Below are 22,811 nucleotides of genomic sequence, written 5' to 3' on the forward strand. Positions count from 1 at the left end.
CCAAGTAAATCTGCAGCTGAGCGAGCCGTGACTTCTAGCACAAAAAATTCAAGTAATTTTCTCTGTATAGATTTCTTTAGTTTACAATGAGTTATATTCATTTTTGTAGATTAGCATAGTACCTAATCTACGTCAGCCCCTAATTTTTAGTTGGTTATTATCTAAAAATAAATATACTAAATATTTGGTTCAATAAAATTACACTAAAAGAAAAGGCAGATAATTTATATCTGCCTTTTGCTTATTATTAGCCTTTTAATTAAACATCGCAGAAATAGATTCTTCGTTACTGATACGGCGGATCGCTTCAGATAACATGCCCGATAAGGTCAACACGCGGACTTTGCCGAGTGCTTTGATTTCATTTGTTAATGGGATGGTGTCAGTAACCACAATTTCATCTAAAGCAGGGCTGGCTAAATGTTGTGCTGCCGAGCCTGAGAATACCGCGTGTGTGGCATAAGCGAATACACGTTTTGCACCGCGTTCTTTTAAGGCTTCCGCCGCTTTACATAATGTGCCACCAGTGTCGATCATATCATCCACTAAGATACAATCGCGATCTTTCACATCACCAATAATGTGCATAACTTGTGATACATTGGCTTTCGGGCGGCGTTTATCAATGATCGCCATATCAGTATCATTTAATAATTTAGCCACCGCACGTGCACGAACCACCCCACCAATATCTGGAGAAACCACCATTGGATTTTCCAGATCAGTTTTTTTCAAAATGTCACGAATTAATACAGGTGTACCAAATACGTTATCGACGGGTACATCAAAGAAACCTTGAATTTGTTCGGCGTGTAAATCACAAGTTAACACACGGTCAACCCCAACACTAGAAAGAAAGTCTGCGACAACTTTTGCAGTGATTGGCACACGAGCAGAGCGCACACGGCGGTCTTGGCGTGCATAACCAAAGTAAGGGATTACGGCAGTGATACGGCCTGCAGAAGCACGGCGTAACGCATCAACCATAACAATGAGTTCCATTAAGTTATCGTTGGTTGGCGCACAGGTTGATTGGATAATGAATACGTCGCTACCACGCACGTTTTCATTGATTTGCACTTGGATTTCGCCATCGCTAAAACGACCTACGGTAGCGTCGCCCAAAGAAGTATACAGGCGTTCTGAAATACGTTTTGCTAGTTCTGGCGTTGCATTACCAGCGAAGAGTTTAATGTCAGGCATGTTGGTTTTAACCTCAAGGTTTTAGTTTTAAAAGAAAGAGTCAGGAAATTTTTCGATCCATTGATGAAGTGGTGAACGGTTACAACCTTTTACCACAAAACCTGAAATGCCCTCAGGTTTCATATCAAAAACATTGCGTGCTGATTGTTCATCATCGAATTCTGCAAAAACGCAAGCACCTGTTCCTGTTAATCTTGACGGCGCATATTTTAACAACCAGCTAAGGGTTTCTTCAACCTCTGGATAGCTATTTCTCACAACTTTTTCGCAATCGTTTGTATATTCATCATTTAAAAGTTGCTCGACTGTTCGTTTAGGCGTATTTCGTGGCAAATCAGGATGAGAAAAAACCGCTGCAGTGGAAATAGAAATATTAGGTTTCAGCACCAGATACCATTTTTCTGCGGGTTCGCAATCGTGGAAGATTTCGCCCACGCCTTCAGCGATAGACGCATTGCCATGGATAAAAATAGGCACATCCGCACCGAGTTTTACACCAATTTCAGCCAGTTCATCACTTGATAATTGAGTGCGCCATAGATAATTTAATGCCACTAACGTGGTCGCTGCATTGGAGGAACCGCCGCCAATTCCACCGCCCATCGGCAGCACTTTATCTAAATGAATGTTAGCACCTAATTTACACCCCGTTTGCTGTTGGAGTGCTTTGGCGGCACGATAAATCAAATTTTGTTCAATGGGTAAATTAGGGATATTTGGGGTTAACTGAATTTCATCATCATCACGCAAGCTGATTTCTAGCCAATCGCCATAGTCGAGAAATTGGAAAAGGGTTTGTAGCTCGTGATAGCCGTTGGCACGTTTATTATTGATATATAAGAATAAATTGAGTTTGGCAGGGCTGGGGAAACGCCAAGCATTTCCTGATTTAAATAGGCTTGGCGCTGAAAGTGCGGTCAAAAAATGATGAGTTTTCATTAATATTTCCAATTATCCACACGAATTTTTAGGGTTTGCTGGTTATTTTTCAGCAAAATGTCCTTAGGCAATGCGGGTTGAGTTGGGTGATAGACTAAATAATCGGCAGTCCATATCACGCCATCTACGGGATAGCTAAAATTGGCTAAATAATGATTTTCGCCCACGTTATAATCCGCTTGTTCATTTGGCTGCCCTTTTAACCAGCTAGCAAATTGCTCAAGTGGCACGTCCATTCCCACAATTTCACGCACTAACATTTTGGCATCACGTTCTGAACGTTGGTTGCCTTTATTATCTGAAATTGTCATCCCCGCATCTGTCATTTGCATCACCAAGCTGGTGGTGCTGATCGTTGAATAAAGTTTCAGCGTGTAATGATGAGCATTTTGATATTGCCATTCAAAGCGGCTAGAAAAACGTTCGGTGGCGCTGATATAGCCTAATTGCCCGTTAGCAGAATAGCGGTTGATTTGCTTTAATTGGGCTAAATGTTGCTGCCAAGTGCGGTCAGATTTTGAAATAGTTTTCACATCTTGTGGACGCGTATCAGCAATATCTAATGAACAGCCTGTGAAAACAAAGGCTGATAGCAGAATGGGGAAGAGTGGTTTGAATTTCATAATATTTCTTATAACAAAAATCCTGTGTATTTTAGGGTTTTCTGGCTAATTAGTCAAAAAGTGCGGTCGAATTTCAGCGATTTTTGCTTTGACCGCATTTATACGGCGTTTCATTAATTCATCGCGAATCTGTTGTTTTTCAAAACCATCATTAATCACTTGCTGCACATCCACTTGCGTTGCGGTTTGATAAAGTTGCCATACATAATCTTTTTGTGGGTATTTTCGCTTTTCAAATCCCATTCGCCCACGGCTATCTGCCATACAGACCGTTAAAAACTCTAAAAAACGTTGTGGTTTGCGCCAAGCATCGAAAGCGTTGAACAATTTGATAAGCGTGTCGGGACGCAATTCAAAGGCTTTATGAATATGGGTGTGATATTCACAGCTTAATTCCGCTAGCTCTTTAATATAAGTAGGGATTTTCAAGCGGTTCGCTAAATTTCTCACTAATTGAACGCCTTTTTTTTCATGCCCGTGGTGTGATGGCAACATTTCAGGCGGCGTTAAGGCTTTGCCGAGATCGTGACAAATTGCTGAAAATCTGACCGCACTTGCGTTGAGTTTGGTGTTTTTTGTGAGCAATACGGCTTGTTGTAATACCATCATCGTATGCACAAAGCTGTCAATTTCAGGATGATGTTGTGCAGGATTGGGGATGCCATAAAGCGCAGCAATTTCGGGCATTAATACAGATAATGCGCCGACTTTGCGCAAAGTTTCAAAAAAGATTTCAGGGTGTTTTTCCGTCAGTGCTTTGGCGGTTTCTGACCAAACACGCTCTGCGGTGAGATGTTGTAATTCACCTTGTTCCGCAAGTTGTTGCATTAAGCTGAGTGTTTCTTCCGCGATGCTGAAGCCTAAATGATGAAAACGGGCAGCAAAACGAGCAACTCGCAGCACTCGTAAGGGATCTTCTGCAAAAGCTGGGGAAATGTGGCGCAAAGTGCGGTGATTTATATCAGCGATTCCCCCATAGGGATCATGCAATGTTCCTTGCTCATCTTGCGCAATAGCATTAATGGTGAGATCGCGGCGAATTAAGTCTTCTTCAAGGCTAATATCAGGGGAAAAATCACAGATAAATCCTGTATAACCTGCCCCCGATTTGCGCTCTGTTCGTGCCAGTGCGTATTCTTCTTTTGTGGTGGGATTGAGAAAAACGGGAAAATCTTTACCAACTTGTTGGTAGCCTTGAGCTAATAATTGCTCTGGTGTTGCACCCACCACTAACCAATCGCGATCCTTTACAGCTAAGCCCAATAATTGATCGCGCACAGCGCCGCCAACAAGATAGATTTTCATAGTATGTTTGAATGTTAAGACCAACCATCATTACGGCGACGTTTTGGCATAATCAAAGGCAAAATTAAACCTAAAATTAAGCCAACGCCAAGCACAGAGCCACCGTAAATAAACCATTGAATGGCAATTTCACGTTTGCCCGCATCAAGCAAGGCTTCTAAGTCGCGATTTTTATTTTTTGTGATTTCTAATTCACGTTTTAGTTGTGAATTTTCTTCTAATAATTGGCTGCTTTTTTGATTGCTGTCATCACTACGGCGTTGCATTTCTGCCGTGCGTTGTTTCCAATCGTTATCGATATTTTCTAATTTTGCGGTTAATTCTTGCACCTGCGCTTTTAATTTAGGATTTTCATTTTTGCTGCTCGGTGTTGATGATAATTCGCTATTTAAGATCCAAGCTTCGCGGTTTTTTCCATCACGAATGAGCGTATAACGTTCTTGACGATTTAAGATAGTAACAGGTTCGCCTGCTTGAATGGCACCTGCGATTTTAAAGTTGTCGCCCGCCCCTTTGCGTAAATAAGTATTTAAATTTTCAGTCACATAGGCCGTTTCAGCAACCGCATTAATGCTCGCTCCAAGTAATAACGCAGATAAGGTGATTTTAATGATTTTTTGCATAGTCTTTCCTTTAAACAAAACAAAAGTAAAAGTGCGGTCAATTTCGCCGCACTTTTTAAACTAACGGAAAATTACATCTAAAATATAATAAATAATAATGGCGAAGAATGCACCTACTGGCAAGGTAACAATCCATGACGCGATAATATTGCGGATAACATTTAAGTTTAATGCCGCAATACCACGGGCTAAACCGATACCTAACACCGCCCCCACGAGGGTTTGCGTTGTAGAAATTGGTAACCCAGTACCCGATGCCACAACAACGGTGATCGCAGTTGAGAATTGTGCAGCAAAGCCACGGCTTGGGGTTAAATCAGTGATTCCTGTGCCAATGGTCGCCATCACTTTGTAGCCCATTATAATAAGACCTGCGCCAATACCCAATGCGCCTAGTGGTAATACCCACCACGCCATCGGAGCGTGCGCGGTAATATTGCCGCCATTGCCAATAATAGTAACAACCGCTGCCAAAGGACCAATAGCGTTGGCAACGTCGTTTGAACCGTGGGCAAATGCCATTGCACAAGCTGTCATCAACATAAGAATACTAAAGACTAATTCCACACTTCCAAACGCACCTTTGCGCGCTTTACGAATAAATTTTTTGGTGCGGAAATAGAAGTAACTTAGGAGAATTGAGATGACACTCAATGATAATGAAATGAAGATGGTTTCGCTGGTGTTTAAGTGTAAACCAACGTGTTTCAGTCCTTTAGAAACGGTGACGATACTTAAGACAAATACGGTTAATCCCATAAAATATGGGCCAAATTTTTGCGCGTTACGCAATGGATTTTCCGTGTCAAAAATGAGTTTTTGAATGGCTAAGAAAATACCATAAGCCAGCACGCCCGCAATAAATGGTGTGATGAACCAGCTGCCTACAATGCCACTAATCGCACCCCATTTTACGGAACCAGAACCTGCGGTGATACAAGCAAAACCAATGATTGCACCAATAATGGAATGGGTCGTAGAAACCGGCCAGCCCCAACGTGAAGCGATAAGCAACCATAAGCCAGAGGCAAATAATGCCGCCATCATACCAAGCACTAATACGTCAGGTTGAGTGACAAAATCTTTTGTGTCAATAATCCCACTTCTTATGGTTTCAGTTACTTCACCGCCGGCTAAATAAGCCCCTGCACATTCAAATATTAAGGCAATAATAATAGCTTGCTTCGGGGTGATTGTGCCAGAACCCACAGATGTTCCCATTGCATTTGAAACATCATTTGCTCCAACGCCAAATGCCATAAAAAACGCAAAAGCAGCGGTAATAATAATTAAAATTAAGCCGTAATTTTGTAATACTTCCATAGTAAACGTCCTATGTGATGTTTTATGATTATGAACGAGCTAGCATTAATTCAATGCGCGAACCAATACGTTGGGCTTGGTCAGCCAACACCCCAATCCATTCAAAAATAGTGTAGAGTGAAATCACATCGATAGGATTAAACCCTTCTTCGATTTGGTGCAATTGACGGCGTAAGCCGATTTGCAATTTGTCGGTGTCGTCTTCAATATCATCTAAAATATTGATCATCTCGTTAACAAGGTTGAGTTCTCTACCTTTAAACCCAGTTTCTAATAAACCATCCATTTCGCGGGTGATTTTATTGGCTTGAAACGCAGCATCAATACTGCGACAAAGGAAGGTTTTGAAATCGTTTTGCAATTCGACTGGCACAGGGAATTGACGGCTAACCATACGTCCTGCGATGTCTTTTGCATAATTGGCTAATTTGTCTTGTTGAGTCACAAGCTCTAACAAATCGGTACGATCAATCGGTAAGAATAAGCCGCGTGGTAATTTCAAACGAATTTCACGTTTCAAATTATCGGCACGATGTTCCATATCAACAATTTTTAAGCGCATTTTTTCTGCTTCTTCCCAGTCATTGGCGAATACCGCATCAATAAATGGAACAAGCAATGCACAGGCTTCAGTCACTTTGTCAGAATGTTTCTGCAAAGGTTTTAATGGCGAATGGGCAAATAATCCAAGAAAATTATTTCTTGCCATGAAAAAACTCCTAATAAAATGGGGTTAATAGTAAATGATAAATAAAATTTTTTGCATATTACCTGATTACTCGAGAAAATTCATCGTTTAAATGTATAATGCTAGAATTAATTTTTCGCCATTGCAGAATATGCAATGATGAAAAGCAATGAAAAATAGCGAAAAATTTAGCTTATTTATAGGAATGAAATTATGTCGAATGAAATTGAATTAAAACTGGCGGTCACCCCAAATTTTGCCGAAAACCTTGCGCAATCCTTAACGAATTTTCATATTATTGATCAGCAACAGTTTTTTCTGGGCAATACCTATTACGATACGCAAGATGCTTATTTTGCTCGGCAAAAAATGGGTTTAAGAGTGCGGTCAGAAAATGCAAAATTTCAGATGACCTTGAAAACCAATGGCAGCGTGACGGGCGGCTTGCATATTCGCCCTGAGTATAATTTTCCTTTAGAAAATGCACAGCCAGATATGGCATTATTACACAGTATAACGGAATTTTCATTTCCGTCCGATTTACTAGTTTCGCCAATTTTTAGCACAGATTTTGAACGCCAAATATGGTTGATTGAATGTGGAAAAGATACGGAAATTGAAGTCGCCTTAGATCGTGGTGAAATCAAAGCCAATGAACATACTGCGCCGATTTGCGAAGTGGAATTTGAACTGAAACAGGGCGAATTGCGTGATTTGTTCACTTTAGTGGAAAATCTTACCTTAACTGATGGCGTGCGTTTGAGTTCAGCCAGCAAAGCGCAGCGTGGTTATCAGCTCGCAAAAGGCGAATTACCGCCGCTGACAGATTGGTTGGTAAAATGGCGCGAATTTTTACAAATTGAACAGACAAGCCAAAATCCACAAGAAATTTTGACCGCACTTTTTGCCTACGAACAGCAATTAATCGAAGAAACACTTTTGTTCACGCCAGACTATTTTGCGCAGGATTTTATGCGCACGGTGGAACGAATCGGCGCGTTTTTCAATGTCGCCAATTATTTTGTGGAAGAGAAACAATTACTGAATGCCGCAGCGGAGCAAAAACAACTCGATGGACAAACCCAAATGGAGTTGATTGAACAGAATGAATGGTTATTTGAACAGATTCGCAACATTATTCGCTTGCATAGTGAGAGCAAAGATAATGCATTAGCAATGAAAAAACTCAATAACCTTTTGCACCAAGGACAGTATGTAAGACGTATGATTAATTTGATTAAATTCACGGTGGCATAAAATGGCAAAAGCACCCAAAACCGTGTATGTATGCAATGATTGTGGCGCGGAATATTCACGTTGGCAAGGGCAATGTTCCGCTTGCAAAGCTTGGAATACCATCAGCGAAGTGCGGATGATTTCCGCCAAATCTGTGCCTAAAAATGATCGTTTTAGTGGCTATGCAGGGGAAACGCAAGCCAAAATTCAAAGCTTAGCGGAAATTAGCTTGCAAGAAACCCCGCGTTTTAGCAGCGGTTTTAAAGAATTGGATCGCGTGCTAGGCGGCGGAATTGTTCCCGGATCTGCCATTTTAATTGGCGGACATCCAGGCGCGGGGAAATCTACGTTATTGTTACAAGTGATGTGCGGATTGGCGCAAAATATGACCGCACTTTATGTGACAGGGGAAGAAAGTCTGCAACAGGTCGCTATGCGTGCTAATCGTTTGGGTTTACCGCCCGACCAATTGAAAATGTTATCGGAAACGAGCGTTGAGCAAATCTGTAACTTGGCGGATCAACTTAAGCCACAAATTATTGTCATCGACTCCATTCAAGTGATGCATTTGGCTGATATTCAATCTAGCCCGGGTTCTGTGGCTCAAGTGCGTGAATGTGCTTCTTTTTTAACCCGTTATGCGAAAACCCGCCAAGTGGCAATTATTATGGTGGGGCATGTCACCAAAGACGGCACCCTTGCAGGTCCGAAAGTATTGGAACACGCGATTGACTGTTCATTGTTATTGGAAGGGGAGGCGGATAGTCGCTATCGCACTTTGCGTAGCCATAAAAACCGTTTCGGTGCTGTTAATGAATTAGGGGTATTTGCGATGACCGAACAAGGGCTGCGTGAAGTGAAAAACCCGTCGGCAATTTTTTTAAGCCGTGGCGAAGAGCAAACGTCAGGCAGTTCTGTGATGGTATTATGGGAAGGCACCCGCCCTTTATTGGTGGAAATTCAAGCGCTGGTGGATCATTCAATGTTGGCGAATCCGCGCCGTGTTGCCGTGGGCTTAGAACAAAATCGTTTGGCATTATTATTGGCGGTTTTGCATCGCCATGGTGGGCTGCAAATGTCCGATCAAGATGTGTTCGTGAATGTGGTGGGTGGCGTCAAAGTGACAGAAACTAGCGCGGATTTAGCCTTATTAGTGGCGCTGATTTCTAGTTTTCGCAATCGCCCCTTGCCACAAGATTTAGTTATTTTCGGCGAAGTGGGGCTAGGCGGTGAAATTCGCCCAGTGCCAAGTGGGCAAGAACGCATTTCCGAAGCGGCTAAACACGGTTTTAAACGTGCTATCGTGCCTTATGGCAATAAGCCGAAAAGTGCGGTGGAAAATATGCAAGTTTTTACGGTGAAAAAATTAGTAGACGCACTCAATATTCTCGATCAGTTTGATTAATGTTTCGTGAAAATGAACGATTTATTCCATTTTACATTTTCAAAAAAATAGCAAATTTTGACCGCACTTTGGGGAAAACTCCCTTCATTAATATGTGTGTTGATGAAAAATCGCATACAACAAATGGGCGAAATAGATATTAAAGGAAAAATAAGGTAGAATTTTACCCTTTCACAGGAGGGAATTTTATGGATAAGAAATTGCCTAAAGCACTCGATGCCATTGATATCAAAATTTTAAATGAATTGCAGCGCAATGGTAAAATTTCAAATATTGATTTATCAAAAAAAATCGGGCTTTCGCCAACGCCTTGTTTAGAACGTGTAAAACGTTTGGAAAAACAAGGGGTTATTATGGGCTATCGAGCATTGCTAAATCCTGAATTATTAAATGCGCCGTTGCTTGTTATTGTGGAAATCACTTTGGTGCGTGGCAAACCTGATGTGTTTGAAGAATTTAATGCCGCCGTGCAAGCGCTAGATGAGATTCAAGAATGTCATCTCGTTTCTGGCGATTTTGACTATTTGCTCAAAACCCGTGTGGCGGATATGGCAGAGTATCGCAAATTACTCGGTACCACATTATTACGTTTACCAGGCGTGAATGACACCAGAACATACGTTGTGATGGAAGAAGTGAAGCAAACGAACTATTTACAATTAAAATAAAAAAGATGATTAGAAAACTTGCAGATGGCTTTACGCCAAAACATTATTTAGTGGAATTTTTGTTTGGATTGACCGCACTTTTCGGCTTTTATTTGATTATTGCGTGGTCAAGTTATAGCCCTTTTGACAGCGCTTGGTCGGTTTCGAGCTATCAATCAGAAATTATCAACAAAGCAGGAAAACTAGGCGCTTGGGTCATTGATTTATTCTTTGTGTTTTTCGGAAAAGTCGGCAACTTATTGCCATTTTTATTGTGTATTGCTCCGATCTATTTTATTCGCACTAAACGGGTTGATAGCCTGACTTGGACGCGTTTCAGCTTGCGTATGTTTGGTTTTGTGATGCTGATGCTCGGCTTAACCACAGTGTGCGCCTTATTGCTCAATAATGATAGCTATCATCTGGCTGGCGGCGTGTTAGGCGGCAGTTTAGTCAAACATTTATTCCCCTTGCTTGGCAAATTCGGCATTTTGCTGTTAAGTGTGGCATTTAGCATAATTGGATTTATATTTTGTTCTGGCGCATCGCTGATTCGATTAATCGTTAAGTTTTATCATTGGATCACCGTGCAAAATGATCCAGAACCTGTGGCTGCTGAAAATGCGGAAGCAGAAAATACTGAATCCGCGCAAGAATTAGACGAAACCAATGAATTGGATATGCCAATTGCCCCTTGGCAACAAGCGCTAAATAACCAATCATTAAACGAACAAACACCAAATGAACAAGCGCAGCAGGTCACAACCATCAATATTACGGGATTAGATACCCAACAAATGACGGCGGACTATGATGAAAATGACGATATTGCACATCTCGGCGGTTATCAAGCAGAACAAGCAGAAGCATTGCCTGAAGTGAAAATTGCGGATATGGGCTATGGGGAATCTTCAGTTGAAATGCCTGCGTTTAAAGATGAAAGTGCGGTCATTTTTGAAGAAGATTTGTCAGCGCCAACAGTGCGCATTCCAGAAGTGACGCTAACAGCAAAACCAGTTACGCCAGTGGAAACTACGCCAGATCAGACCGTACTTTTTGAGACTGAATCACCAGAAGATAGCGAACTTGCGGCAGCTTTTGCGCAACGTGAGCAAGAGCGTGAGAATTTACGCCAAGCGCAAGCGCGAGAAATTGGTGTGAATTTAACGGATGAGGCGAATGAAACTTCGGAAACCAACCAATCTGGCTTACGCTCTATTTCCGTGGACAAAGTGATTGAATTATTTGGCAGCCCGAAATCGGTGGAAAAACCAACAACAGAAATGCCAAGTTTAGATTTGCTCGATCATCGTTCTACCCAAGCGCAAGACATCACGCCCGCTGAATTACAGGAAACTTCACAGCGCATTGAAACCCAGCTGCGCAATTTTAATGTTAAAGCCGCGGTAAAAGATGTGCTGGTTGGGCCTGTGGTAACCCGCTATGAACTTGAGCTACAACCTGGCGTTAAAGCATCAAAAGTCACAAGCATTGATACCGATCTTGCGCGCGCCTTAACCTTTAAGGCGATTCGTGTGGCGGAAACCATTCCAGGCAAGCCTTATATCGGCATTGAAACACCGAATGCCAACCGCCAAACCGTCTATCTGCGCGATGTGTTAGACAGCGATGAATTCCGTCATTCCAAAGCATTGTTGCCAATGGCGTTGGGAAAAGACATTTCAGGCAAAGCGGTGGTGATTGATTTGGCAAAAACACCACATTTATTAGTGGCAGGTTCAACAGGTTCAGGTAAATCCGTGGGCATTAATACAATGATTTTAAGCCTGCTATACCGTGTGAAACCAGAGCAAGTGAAGTTCATTATGATCGATCCGAAAGTGGTAGAGCTTTCGGTTTATAACGATATTCCCCATTTATTAACGGAAGTCGTTACTGATATGAAAAAAGCGGCTAATGCGCTCCGTTGGTGCGTGGATGAAATGGAACGCCGCTATCAATTATTGGCGCAAGTGCGAGTACGTAATATTGAAGGTTTTAACGATAAGATCGATGAACTCAAAGCGGAAGGTTATGGCATTCCCGATCCGTTTTGGAAACCGTCTGACAGTATGGATACCACCGCGCCCCATTTAGATCGAATGAGCTATATTGTGCTGATTGTGGATGAATTTGCCGATTTAATGATGGTGGCAGGTAAACAAATTGAAGAACTGATTGCACGTTTAACACAAAAAGCGCGCGCAGTAGGGATTCACGTTATCTTAGCCACACAGCGTCCGTCTGTTGATGTGATCACAGGGTTGATTAAATCAAATATCCCAAGCCGTATCGCATTTACCGTGGTGCAACGCAACGATTCGCGCACCATTCTCGATCAAAATGGCGCAGAAGCGTTACTCGGGCGTGGGGATATGCTGTATTTGGCGAACGGTACAACCGAACTGATGCGTGTGCATGGTGCCTTTATGTCCGATGATGAAGTCAACCGCGTTGCTGATGATTGGCGCGCTCGTGGCAAGCCGACTTATATTTCTGCTATTTTGGAAAGTACAGGAGATGATGATATGAATAGTGATGACAGCAATGGCTATGCGGGCGACAGCGATGATTTAGATCCGCTCTTTGATAAAGCCGTAGAAGTGGTAAGTAGCACAGGTATGACGTCCACTTCATTTATCCAACGCCGTTTAAAAATTGGTTTTAACCGCGCGGCGAATATTATGGATCAAATGGAAGAGCAAGGCATTGTTTCGGAAATGCGCAATGGCAGACGTGAATTGTTAGTGCGTAATAGTTCTGATTATTAGCGCAAAATCGGCTCATCAGCCAAACAGAAACCGAATGATTTAAAAGGAAAGTAATATGCAAAAAACAACGAAAACATTAAGCAAAATCACCAATGTGATTTTTTCCCCCTTAGGGGCGGTTAGCAAAACTAAGTTTCAAAAAACTTCGTTATTTTTAACCGCACTTTTGGGCTTGACATTAGCTGCTCCCGCCGCTTTTGCTGATGCCGCGAGCGAATTACAAAACCGTTTACAAAAAGTGAATACCTTTAGTGCTGATTTCGCGCAAAACGTCAGCTCCGCCAATGGCAAACAGGTGCAATCAGGTTCAGGTAAAATTCAAATCAAACGCCCAAATTTATTCCGTATGGAAAATAAAACACCACAGGAAACACAAATTATTTCAGACGGAAAAACCCTTTGGTTTTATGATCCCTTTGTGGAACAGGTTACCGCAAGTTGGGTGAGCGATGCGGTGAATAATACGCCATTTGTGTTGCTCACAAGCAACGAAAAATCCCATTGGCAGCAATATAATGTGAGCCAAAATAGCGATACTTTTGTGCTTAAACCTAAAGCGAAAAATAGCAACATTAAGCAATTTGATATTCGTATTGATGCGAATGGCGTATTAAAAGGATTCAGTACGATTGAAAAAGACGGACAGTCAAATTTGTATATGTTGCGCAACATTAATAATAACGAATTGGCAGAAAGCTTGTTCAAATTCAGCGTGCCTAAAGGCGCAGAGTTTGATGATCAACGTAAAAAGAAAAAATAAATAATCATAAATTATAGCAGGGAGTATTAATACGCCCTCTATTGATTAAGGATTTCCCGATGCCTAACCTTGCTTTTGATTTTGCTGAAAATGACTTTCGCCCCTTAGCCGCGCGTATGCGTCCACGCAACTTTGATGAATATTGCGGACAACAACATTTAATTGGCATGGGCAAACCGTTACGCAAAGCTATCGAAGCAGGTCATACCCATTCAATGATATTCTGGGGCCCGCCCGGCACAGGAAAAACCACGCTAGCCGAGATTATTGCTCATCATATTAACGCGGAAGTCGAACGGATTTCTGCAGTCACATCTGGCATAAAAGAAATTCGAGAAGCGATTGAGCGTGCTAAACTTAATCGCCAAGCGGATCGCCGCACGATTTTATTCGTGGATGAAGTTCATCGTTTCAACAAGAGTCAGCAAGATGCATTTTTGCCCCACATTGAAGACGGCACCATTATTTTTATCGGAGCGACAACAGAAAATCCCTCCTTTGAATTAAACAATGCGCTGTTATCACGAGCGCGCGTTTACATTTTAAAATCTCTTACCCCAGCGGATATTCAACAAGTATTGCAGCAAGCGATTGATGACAAAGAGCGCGGATTAGGCAAAGTGCGGTTGGATTTAGAGCAGAATTTGCTGGTCTATTTAGCGGATTATGTGAATGGCGATGCTCGCTTTGCTTTAAACTGCTTAGAGCTTATGGTGGATATGGCAGCAGAGAGCGAAAATGGCAAGAAAATTGACCGCACTTTGCTCACCGAAGTATTAGGCGAACGGCAAGCGCGTTTTGATAAAGGCGGCGATCGTTTTTATGATCTCATTTCTGCCGTGCATAAATCGATTCGAGGCTCAGCGCCCGATGCCGCATTATACTGGTATGCGCGAATTATCACAGCGGGTGGCGATCCGCTTTATGTGGCGCGCCGTTTGCTTGCCATCGCTTCAGAAGATGTGGGCAATGCTGATCCGCGCGCAATGCAAGTTGCCCTTGCAGCTTGGGATTGTTTCACCCGCGTTGGGGCGGCAGAAGGGGAGCGTGCAATTGCGCAAGCGATTGTGTATTTGGCGATTGCGCCGAAAAGTAATGCGGTTTATAACGCCTTCAATGCAGCGAAAGCGTTGGCGCAACAAGCCCCAGATTATGACGTGCCACGCCATCTCACTAACGCACCAACGACATTATTAAAAGAAATGGGCAATGGCGCAGAATATCGTTATGCTCACGATGAACCCAATGCCTATGCCGCTGGTGAGAATTATTTCCCTGAAGAACTGAAAGACACGCAATTTTATTTTCCGACTAACCGTGGCATGGAAATTAAAATGAAAGAAAAATTAGATTGGTTGCGTGAGCAAGATAAGCAAAGCGACAGGATACGCTGGAAAAAGTAGGTGTTCCTATGCTGTATTTTTCCCAAAATTCGCGCTAAAATGACCGCACTTTAACAATAAATTTTATGTAAAAATAAGGTAGCACTATGATTGATCCAAATTTACTGCGTAATAATCTCGCGGAAATTGCACAAAAATTAAAAGAAAAACGTAATTTTGACTTAGATACCGCGCGTTTAGCGGAGTTGGAAGAACAACGTAAAGAATTACAAATTAAAACTGAAAGCCTACAAGCAGAGCGCAATGCCCGTTCAAAAGCAATTGGGGCGGCGAAAGCCCGTGGCGAAAATATCGAACCTTTGCTTGAAGAAGTGGATTCAATGGGTATTCAACTTGCCCAAGCAAAAGCCTTATTTGATGAAGTGTCCGCTGAATTAAACACTATTGCGCTGACCATTCCAAATCTTCCAGCAGATGAAGTGCCATTAGGCAAAGATGATACTGAAAACAAAGAAATCCTACGCTGGGGAACGCCACGCGTTTTTGATTTTGAAGTACAAGATCATGTTACTTTAGGTGAAAATCTTGCAGGCGGTTTAGATTTTGCTGCAGGCGTGAAATTAAGCGGTGCGCGTTTTGCGGTGATGAAAGGGCAAATTGCTAAAATGCATCGTGCTCTTGCGCAATTTATGTTGGATTTACATACCGAACAGCACGGTTACACCGAAACCTATGTACCTTATTTAGTGAACCATACAACCCTTTATGGCACAGGTCAGCTGCCAAAATTTGGCGAAGATTTATTCCATACAAACCCATTAGAAGGCGAAGTGCCTTACGCATTGATTCCAACCGCAGAAGTGCCAGTGACTAACTTAGTGCGTGATGAAATTATTGCAGTGGAAGATTTGCCAATTAAAATGACCGCACATACGCCGTGTTTCCGTTCAGAAGCAGGTTCTTATGGTCGTGATACCCGCGGTTTAATCCGTATGCACCAATTCGACAAAGTGGAAATGGTGCAAATCGTTGAGCCTGAAAAATCAATGGAAGCCTTGGAAGAATTGACGGGTCATGCGGAAAAAGTATTGCAGTTACTCAATCTTCCATATCGTAAAGTGTTGCTTTGCACAGGGGATATGGGCTTTGGTTCATGCAAAACTTATGACTTAGAAGTTTGGGTGCCAGCGCAAAATACTTATCGTGAAATTTCATCATGCTCAAATATGTGGGATTTCCAAGCGCGTCGTATGCAAGCACGTTGCCGTTCAAAATCAGATAAGAAAACGAAATTAGTTCACACCTTAAATGGTTCTGGTTTGGCAGTTGGGCGTACTTTAGTCGCAGTATTAGAAAACTACCAAAATGCCGATGGTTCAATTACGGTGCCTGAAGTATTGCGTCCATATATGGGCGGTTTAGCGGTGATTGGTAAGTAAAATTAGACGAACTGATTAGCTAAAAGTGCGGTCGATTTCACATAAATTTGGAATCGACCGTTTTTATTTGTGGAGAAATAATTTTTATTAAGGATGATTGATCATCAAATAAGGATCAGGATATTGATAGACAAAATCGAGCTCATCGCAAATTTTCTTGCCGTCAATAATGCGTTGCGGATCTTGGCTTGAACAATCGAAATTGGGTGGCGCTATTCTTAGTTTTTTAGCGACGGCGCTGTAATAGCTTGCACGGCTTGGATGTTGCGGTGCCACAAGATGATATAAACGGTGGCCACTTGGCGTTTCGAGCAAGAGCTGTACCGCACGAGAACAATCTTCTAAATGCACTAAATTCACTGGCGAATTGCCTTGCGGATAAGATTTTCCACTCATCTGATAGACAGGGTGGCGATCATTGCCAATTAAGCCGCCAAAACGCAGAATATCCACATCAATGTCATCAAATTGAAAGAGCATTTGCTCAATCTCATATAAAGTAGAATTTTCATCGGCGGGGCTTTGTTCATTAAATATGCCATCAGCCTGTGGGAATACCGAGCTAGAGCTGATAAAAATAAGATGTTGTACACCATAGAGTAGGGCTTCATTGACCAGATTTTCAATGCCTTGAATATAATTATGGGCATCAAAAAAATAATCACTAGGTGGCAGATTTATCACAAGGCTGTCAACGGCGAGCAGGGCATGGAGCTCATCGGGATCCGCATTGATTTCGGGCGTTAGTTCGAGCTGATAAGTTTCTAATCGCCACAAGCGCATTTCTTCCACGCCTTCGTGGGTGCGTTTGCTGCCTTTCACTTCCCAGCCTAAATTGCGTAAATCCCTTGCCAGCGGCAAGCCAAACCAACCTAATCCAATAATCGCAACTGATCGCATACAAATCCTTTTAAGACAAAGTGCGGTCAAAAAATAAAAAATTTTTCAAATTTTGACCACACTTATAAGGGTTATTTTGTTAATAAATCCAATACTTCTTGATATTTATCCACGGTTTTTTGAATAACATCCGCAGGCACTTTTGGCGCTGGGGCTTGTTTATTCCAGCCGCTTTGTTCTAGCCAGTCGCGGACGAATTGTTTATCAAAAGATGGTGGGTTTGTACCTTCTTGATAAGTGTCGATAGACCAAAAACGGCTAGAATCTGGAGTTAACACTTCATCCATTAAGGTTAACGTGCCATTTTCATCTAGCCCGAATTCAAATTTTGTGTCGCAAATAATAATGCCTTTGGTTAAGGCGTAAGCAGCGGCTTCTTTGTAAAGTGCAATCGCTGAATCGCGAACTTTTGCCGCTAATTCTTTACCAATTTTGGCTTCGCATTCTTCATAAGAAATATTAATATCGTGATCGCCAACCTCTTCTTTACTTGATGGCGTGAAGATCGGTTCAGGTAGTTTGCTTGCTTCCACTAAGCCTTCTGGCAATTTCAAACCACAAATCGTGCTGGTTTTTTTGTAATCTTTTAAGCCTGAACCAGTTAGATAGCCGCGTACGATAGATTCAATTTTGATCGGGGTTAAACGCTTGCAGACGACAGCGCGATCTTTCACTAAATCCGCTTCATTTTTAGGCAATACATCATAAACAGTTTCGCCAGTAAAATGATTTGGCATAATATGCGCTAATTTTTTGAACCAGAAATTTGAAATTTGGGTCAAAATTTCGCCCTTGCGTGGAATCGGATCATCTAAAATCACGTCAAATGCTGATAAGCGATCGGTGGCGACCATCAGCATACGTTTATCATCAATTTCATAGAGATCACGGACTTTGCCGGAATAGATTTTTTTTAGACTTAATTCTGTCATTTTGTTTGCCCTTTGTTGTCATCAGTGAACATTGCGAAAAATTATAACGCATTTAGCAAACGTTTGCATACGAATTTAATCGCAAAATAATGTAGTTTGAAATTTGCGCGATTGAGTGAATTTTCGCAGAAATTCACCTGTTCAGACCGTCATTTATGGATTTAACCTTGCGCCACTATGCAAAATAACCGAAAATACGCCGATCATTATTTTATTTAGATAGCTATTAAACGAAAGACATCATGAATTATCCTCAACAAGTTAATAAACGTCGCACTTTTGCGATCATTTCTCACCCCGATGCGGGTAAAACCACGATTACAGAAAAAGTGCTTTTGTACGGAAATGCGATTCAAACCGCAGGTTCTGTGAAAGGCAAAGGTTCAAGCCAACATGCTAAATCCGACTGGATGGAGATGGAAAAACAACGTGGGATTTCTATTACCACCTCGGTGATGCAATTTCCCTATAACGATTGCTTGGTGAATCTGCTTGATACCCCGGGGCATGAAGATTTCTCCGAAGATACTTACCGCACGCTAACCGCCGTAGATAGCTGTTTAATGGTGATTGATGCGGCAAAAGGGGTGGAAGAACGGACTATTAAATTAATGGAAGTCACCCGTTTGCGTGATACGCCAATTATCACCTTTATGAATAAACTCGACCGTGATATTCGCGATCCGATGGAATTATTAGACGAAGTGGAAAGCGTGCTAAAAATCCACTGCGCGCCGATTACTTGGCCGATTGGTTGCGGAAAATTATTTAAAGGCGTTTATCATTTGTATAAAGATGAAACCTATTTATACCAAACAGGACAAGGCTCGACGATTCAAGAAGTGCGTATTGTCAAAGGCTTGGATAATCCTGAACTAGACGCCGCAGTCGGTGACGATTTAGCGCAACAATTGCGTGATGAATTGGAACTGGTGCAAGGTGCCTCAAATGAGTTTGATCATGATTTGTTTATTAACGGTGAGTTAACGCCAGTCTTTTTTGGCACCGCATTAGGCAACTTCGGTGTTGATCATTTCCTAGACGGTTTAACCCAATGGGCGCCAAAACCGCAAGCACGCCAATCGGACATTCGTTTGGTGGAAAGTGCGGAGGAAAAATTCACTGGATTTGTGTTTAAAATTCAAGCGAATATGGACCCTAAACACCGTGACCGTGTGGCATTTATGCGTGTGGTATCGGGTAAATACGAAAAAGGGATGAAGTTGAAACACGTACGCCTTGGCAAAGATGTGGTGATTTCAGATGCGCTAACCTTTATGGCTGGCGACCGTACCCACGCTGATGAAGCCTATGCAGGGGATATTATTGGTTTGCATAACCACGGCACAATTCAGATTGGGGATACCTTTACTCAAGGTGAAGATTTAAAATTCACTGGCATTCCTAATTTCGCGCCAGAATTATTCCGCCGTATTCGCTTAAAAGATCCACTCAAACAAAAACAACTGCTAAAAGGCTTAGTGCAGCTTTCAGAAGAAGGGGCGGTGCAAGTATTTCGCCCATTAATGAATAATGATTTGATCGTTGGTGCAGTGGGCGTGCTACAGTTTGATGTGGTGGTTTCACGTTTGAAATCAGAATATAACGTCGAAGCGATTTATGAAAATGTGAACGTTGCAACCGCCCGTTGGGTAGAATGTGCCGAGGCGAAGAAATTTGAAGAATTTAAACGCAAAAATGAACAAAACCTGGCCTTAGATGGTGGCGATAATTTAACCTATATCGCCCCAACAATGGTGAATCTCAACCTTGCACAAGAACGTTATCCAGACGTAACATTCTTCAAAACTCGTGAACATTAATTTCAAAATAGTCAGTAAAAAAGAGCGGTTTAAGACCGCTCTTTTAGTTTTTAAGCAAGGGATATACTAAAAGGTATAACATAAAATGTAATTTATGAATGAATACGCATTTTTTGTAGCATATTTTTCTATATAAGCCAGCCTAGTTCCATATTTGGGCGCTGGCTTGATCGTTATTTCTACAAAAATAGCGCGGCTGCGCCTCGTACGCCGCCTGAGTCTCCGTGGATTGCTTTTTTAATGACAGGCACTTTGGCACTGCGCATGAGATGTTTAGGTAAAGCTTTAGGGAATGCTTGGTAAAGGTAGTCAAAGTTTGATAAACCACCGCCTAGAACGATTGCGTGGGGATCTAGTGCGGTGATGATATTGCCGAGAGAAATTGCGCAAAGTTCTACAAAAATTTCAACGAATTTGACCGCACTTTGCTCGCCAGCGTAGAACTGTTTGATGATTTCTTTCGCTGAAAGTGCTTCGCCTTGTAAATCTCGATACAGCATTTCAAAGCCTCGACCAGAAATATAGTTATCAAGGCAGGCTTTGTTGCCACAGCCGCATTCGTAAATAGGGGCTTTGTCCCAGCCGAGCAATTTTAAGGCGTGATAATTGAGTTGCATGTGCCCTAATTCGCCTGCCATTCCCACTTTGCCAGAGTGAACTTTTCCGTTAAAAATTAAGCCACCACCAAAGCCAGTGCCAAGAATGAGCCCAAGCACGAAAGGATATTGTTGGTTTGATTCGTCCCATGCTTCGGATAATGCAAAACAGTTTGCGTCATTTTCAGCCCGCACTTCACGCCCTAAGCGTGCCGACAAATCTCGCAGAATCGGCTTATTATCAGCAACGCGAATATTTGTGATTTCAGCAATGCCAGTTTCGTGATTCACAAACCCCGGCAAACCTAAGCCGACAGAACCTTTGCAAGCGAATTTTTTATCGGCTTTTTCGACTAATTGCACAATCACATTTAGCCATTGTTCATAGCTGTCTTTGGGGGTGGGAACGCGTTCGCTGTATTGTTTTTCAAGTTTATCGTTGAAAACCGCTAGTTCGATTTTTGTGCCACCAATATCAAATCCGTATAACATTTCATCACCTTTTATTTGTTATAAAATTTTTCAAATTTTAACCGCACTTTGGATGCAATTCTTTGCTGAATATCGCTTTCTTTTGTAAAAATAGAAATAAAACACAATGGATAATCCAAGCCAATAAAATACTGACAAAGAGGTCAATCGGGTGGTGCATGCCTAGGCGTAAACGGCTCACTAACATTAGTATTGACCATAGGAAAACGCCAGCTACAAGAATTTTAGAGCCTGTTTTGCAGCGCCCAAAGATTTCTGTGAAGCCAACGGCGAGTAATAACCATGCTGCAGCGAAAATGCTGTGTCCTGATGGAAATGAATAATTGACTTCATTTTCTCGGTGATGTACAAGCCAGCTTGGTGTTTCTGCTTTATCTGCATAAAATTGGTTCACAATGACTTTTCGTTCATCTTGGGTTTTGTCGTAGAAATAGTCTGTGGGAATATCTGATTTTTCTGCTAAAGCGATAACATAAGGGCGCGGTTCAGCAAACAATGTTTTTGCCAAGGTTTTGATCCCCTGCGTGGCAACCATTGAGCATGCCATAATGCAAACGCCTAAGATCCATTTTTGACGATTTGGAAAGATAGGGAAGAAGAGCAGAGCCAAAATACCACAAGTGATAATGGCGAAAGGAGTGCTGCCAGTTTCTGTTAGCCAATATAAGAAATGATCGAATGGCGTGAGGCTTTGATCTCCTTGCCATTGCCAATGAAAAAGCCAGCTAAAAATCGGTACAAGGCAAAGTAAAAAAGTATATAATGACAGGCGTTTTAACATGGTTTGCTCCAATTAGTAATAAAAACGAGTAATAAGAGCCATATTTTAGCACTGCTAGATAGGAAAGGATAAGGATTTATTTATGACAAAAATTCAGCGAGTGACAGAAGCCACTTTGCCGACAGAATTCGGGATTTTTAAAATTGTTGGGTTTGAATTTCCAGATACCAAAAAGGAACATGTCGCCTTAGTAATGGGCGATGTTACCGATGGCAAACCTGTATTAGCGCGCATTCATTCAGAATGTTTAACTGGCGATGCCTTGCATAGTTTAAAATGTGATTGCGGTTTTCAGCTTGCTAGCGCGTTACGCCAAATTAGTGAAGAAGGGCGTGGCGTGTTGATTTATCATCGTGAAGAAGGGCGCGGTATCGGCTTGATTAATAAAATCCGTGCGTATTCCTTGCAAGACAAAGGAATGGATACGATCGAAGCCAATTTAGCCTTAGGCTTTAAAGCGGATGAGCGTAATTTTTCAGTGTGTGCGGATATGTTTGAACAATTAGGCGTGAAAGCCGTGCGTTTGCTCACCAATAATCCAGAAAAAATCGACACAATGAAAAACGCGGGCATCAATGTGGTGGAACGTGTGCCATTGAATGTGGGGGAAAATCGCTACAACACGGAATACCTTGATACCAAAGCGAAAAAAATGGGGCATTATATTGTGCATAATAATGAAAAACACTTTTTAGAATGCCCACATTGTCAGTCGGAAATCCCTAAAAAATAAGCAAAATTGACCGCACTTATTTGATAATCCCATTAAGTGCGGTCAAAAAAACAAAAATTAAAAGCCCGAGCAAACAAACTCGGGCTTTTTCTTGGCGGGTAAAATTATTGGGGCTGACGTAGATTAGGTACTATGCTAATCTACAAAAATGAAGATAACTCATTGTAAACTAAAGAAATCTATACAGAGAAAATTACTTGAATTTTTTGTGCTAGAAGTCACGGCTCGCTCAGCTGCAGATTTACTTGG

20 protein-coding genes and 2 pseudogenes are annotated in these 22,811 nt (G+C 42.0%); 10 read left to right on the forward strand and 12 right to left on the reverse strand.

What is annotated here, in order from left to right; translation table 11 throughout:
- The 8 genes and pseudogenes from C8D76_RS09415 to C8D76_RS09450 form a co-directional block, all read right to left on the reverse strand.
- Nucleotides 1-101: pseudogene (locus C8D76_RS09415) on the reverse strand (IS1595 family transposase); the annotation flags it as partial.
- Between the two features lie 154 nt (nucleotides 102-255).
- Nucleotides 256-1,203, reverse strand: coding sequence for a ribose-phosphate pyrophosphokinase (locus C8D76_RS09420; protein WP_116632523.1), 948 nt, complete (start codon nucleotides 1,201-1,203; stop codon nucleotides 256-258).
- A 27-nt stretch (nucleotides 1,204-1,230) separates the two neighbouring features.
- Nucleotides 1,231-2,142, reverse strand: coding sequence for a 4-(cytidine 5'-diphospho)-2-C-methyl-D-erythritol kinase (gene ispE, locus C8D76_RS09425; protein ID WP_116632524.1), 912 nt, complete (start codon nucleotides 2,140-2,142; stop codon nucleotides 1,231-1,233).
- Nucleotides 2,142-2,765, reverse strand: coding sequence for a lipoprotein insertase outer membrane protein LolB (gene lolB / locus C8D76_RS09430; RefSeq protein WP_116632525.1), 624 nt, complete (start codon nucleotides 2,763-2,765; stop codon nucleotides 2,142-2,144). Before lolB ends, ispE begins: the two co-directional genes overlap by 1 nt.
- Nucleotides 2,766-2,810: 45 nt before the next feature.
- Nucleotides 2,811-4,070: a multifunctional CCA addition/repair protein gene (locus C8D76_RS09435; protein ID WP_116632526.1), complete on the reverse strand. Its 1,260-nt coding sequence runs from the start codon at nucleotides 4,068-4,070 to the stop codon at nucleotides 2,811-2,813.
- Between the two features lie 14 nt (nucleotides 4,071-4,084).
- Nucleotides 4,085-4,693 carry a TIGR04211 family SH3 domain-containing protein gene (locus C8D76_RS09440; protein WP_116632527.1) on the reverse strand — a complete coding sequence of 203 codons (609 nt, stop codon included), beginning with the start codon at nucleotides 4,691-4,693 and terminating at the stop codon, nucleotides 4,085-4,087.
- Nucleotides 4,694-4,753: 60 nt separating this feature from the next.
- Complete coding sequence (locus C8D76_RS09445; RefSeq protein ID WP_116632528.1) at nucleotides 4,754-6,016, reverse strand: inorganic phosphate transporter; 1,263 nt, start codon at nucleotides 6,014-6,016, stop codon at nucleotides 4,754-4,756.
- Nucleotides 6,017-6,044: 28 nt separating this feature from the next.
- Complete coding sequence (locus C8D76_RS09450) at nucleotides 6,045-6,725, reverse strand: TIGR00153 family protein (protein ID WP_116632529.1); 681 nt, start codon at nucleotides 6,723-6,725, stop codon at nucleotides 6,045-6,047.
- 192 nt (nucleotides 6,726-6,917) lie between these two features.
- On the opposite strand from C8D76_RS09450, the gene C8D76_RS09455 reads away from it, so the two are divergent.
- From C8D76_RS09455 to serS, 7 genes are all read left to right on the forward strand, one after another.
- On the forward strand, nucleotides 6,918-7,961 hold the full coding sequence (locus C8D76_RS09455; protein ID WP_116632530.1) for a CYTH domain-containing protein: 1,044 nt from the start codon (nucleotides 6,918-6,920) through the stop codon (nucleotides 7,959-7,961).
- A gap of 1 nt (nucleotide 7,962) precedes the next feature.
- On the forward strand, nucleotides 7,963-9,345 hold the full coding sequence (gene radA / locus C8D76_RS09460; protein ID WP_116632531.1) for a DNA repair protein RadA: 1,383 nt from the start codon (nucleotides 7,963-7,965) through the stop codon (nucleotides 9,343-9,345).
- 188 nt (nucleotides 9,346-9,533) lie between these two features.
- Nucleotides 9,534-10,013, forward strand: a complete 480-nt coding sequence (gene lrp, locus C8D76_RS09465) for a leucine-responsive transcriptional regulator Lrp (protein ID WP_116632532.1) — start codon at nucleotides 9,534-9,536, stop codon at nucleotides 10,011-10,013.
- A gap of 5 nt (nucleotides 10,014-10,018) precedes the next feature.
- Nucleotides 10,019-12,763 (forward strand): DNA translocase FtsK, encoded by a 2,745-nt coding sequence (locus C8D76_RS09470; RefSeq protein WP_116632533.1) that lies wholly within the window; start codon nucleotides 10,019-10,021, stop codon nucleotides 12,761-12,763.
- A 55-nt stretch (nucleotides 12,764-12,818) separates the two neighbouring features.
- Nucleotides 12,819-13,523, forward strand: coding sequence for an outer membrane lipoprotein periplasmic chaperone LolA (lolA, locus tag C8D76_RS09475; RefSeq protein WP_116632534.1), 705 nt, complete (start codon nucleotides 12,819-12,821; stop codon nucleotides 13,521-13,523).
- A gap of 59 nt (nucleotides 13,524-13,582) precedes the next feature.
- Complete coding sequence (locus C8D76_RS09480) at nucleotides 13,583-14,926, forward strand: replication-associated recombination protein A (RefSeq protein WP_116632535.1); 1,344 nt, start codon at nucleotides 13,583-13,585, stop codon at nucleotides 14,924-14,926.
- A gap of 86 nt (nucleotides 14,927-15,012) precedes the next feature.
- Entirely contained in the window at nucleotides 15,013-16,305 is a 1,293-nt protein-coding gene (gene serS, locus C8D76_RS09485; protein ID WP_116632536.1) for a serine--tRNA ligase, read from the forward strand.
- Between the two features lie 87 nt (nucleotides 16,306-16,392).
- Here the strand turns inward: serS and C8D76_RS09490 are convergent, their stop codons facing one another.
- Both C8D76_RS09490 and C8D76_RS09495 read right to left on the reverse strand, forming a co-directional pair.
- Nucleotides 16,393-17,205, reverse strand: a complete 813-nt coding sequence (locus C8D76_RS09490) for an NAD-dependent epimerase/dehydratase family protein (RefSeq protein WP_116632537.1) — start codon at nucleotides 17,203-17,205, stop codon at nucleotides 16,393-16,395.
- 71 nt (nucleotides 17,206-17,276) lie between these two features.
- Nucleotides 17,277-18,137, reverse strand: a complete 861-nt coding sequence (locus C8D76_RS09495) for a phosphoribosylaminoimidazolesuccinocarboxamide synthase (RefSeq protein ID WP_116632538.1) — start codon at nucleotides 18,135-18,137, stop codon at nucleotides 17,277-17,279.
- A 242-nt stretch (nucleotides 18,138-18,379) separates the two neighbouring features.
- Here C8D76_RS09495 and prfC point away from each other — a divergent pair, with 242 nt between their 5' ends.
- Entirely contained in the window at nucleotides 18,380-19,960 is a 1,581-nt protein-coding gene (prfC, locus tag C8D76_RS09500; RefSeq protein ID WP_116632539.1) for a peptide chain release factor 3, read from the forward strand.
- 179 nt (nucleotides 19,961-20,139) lie between these two features.
- Here prfC and nagK read toward each other — a convergent pair whose 3' ends face one another.
- Together nagK and C8D76_RS09510 are read right to left on the reverse strand one after the other, a co-directional pair.
- Nucleotides 20,140-21,048 (reverse strand): N-acetylglucosamine kinase, encoded by a 909-nt coding sequence (gene nagK, locus C8D76_RS09505; protein ID WP_116632540.1) that lies wholly within the window; start codon nucleotides 21,046-21,048, stop codon nucleotides 20,140-20,142.
- Between the two features lie 37 nt (nucleotides 21,049-21,085).
- A complete protein-coding gene (locus tag C8D76_RS09510) occupies nucleotides 21,086-21,829 on the reverse strand; it encodes a phosphatase PAP2 family protein (protein ID WP_116632541.1) in 744 nt (247 codons plus the stop codon).
- Nucleotides 21,830-21,911: 82 nt separating this feature from the next.
- Here C8D76_RS09510 and ribA point away from each other — a divergent pair, with 82 nt between their 5' ends.
- The gene (gene ribA, locus C8D76_RS09515) at nucleotides 21,912-22,562 is read left to right on the forward strand and encodes a GTP cyclohydrolase II (protein WP_116632542.1); all 651 of its coding nucleotides are present in this window, start codon (nucleotides 21,912-21,914) and stop codon (nucleotides 22,560-22,562) included.
- Nucleotides 22,563-22,710: 148 nt separating this feature from the next.
- A pseudogene (locus C8D76_RS09520) lies at nucleotides 22,711-22,811 on the forward strand (IS1595 family transposase); the annotation flags it as partial.

The organism is Alitibacter langaaensis DSM 22999 (genome assembly GCF_003096995.1).
GTDB classification, from domain to species: Bacteria; Pseudomonadota; Gammaproteobacteria; order Enterobacterales; family Pasteurellaceae; genus Exercitatus; species Exercitatus langaaensis.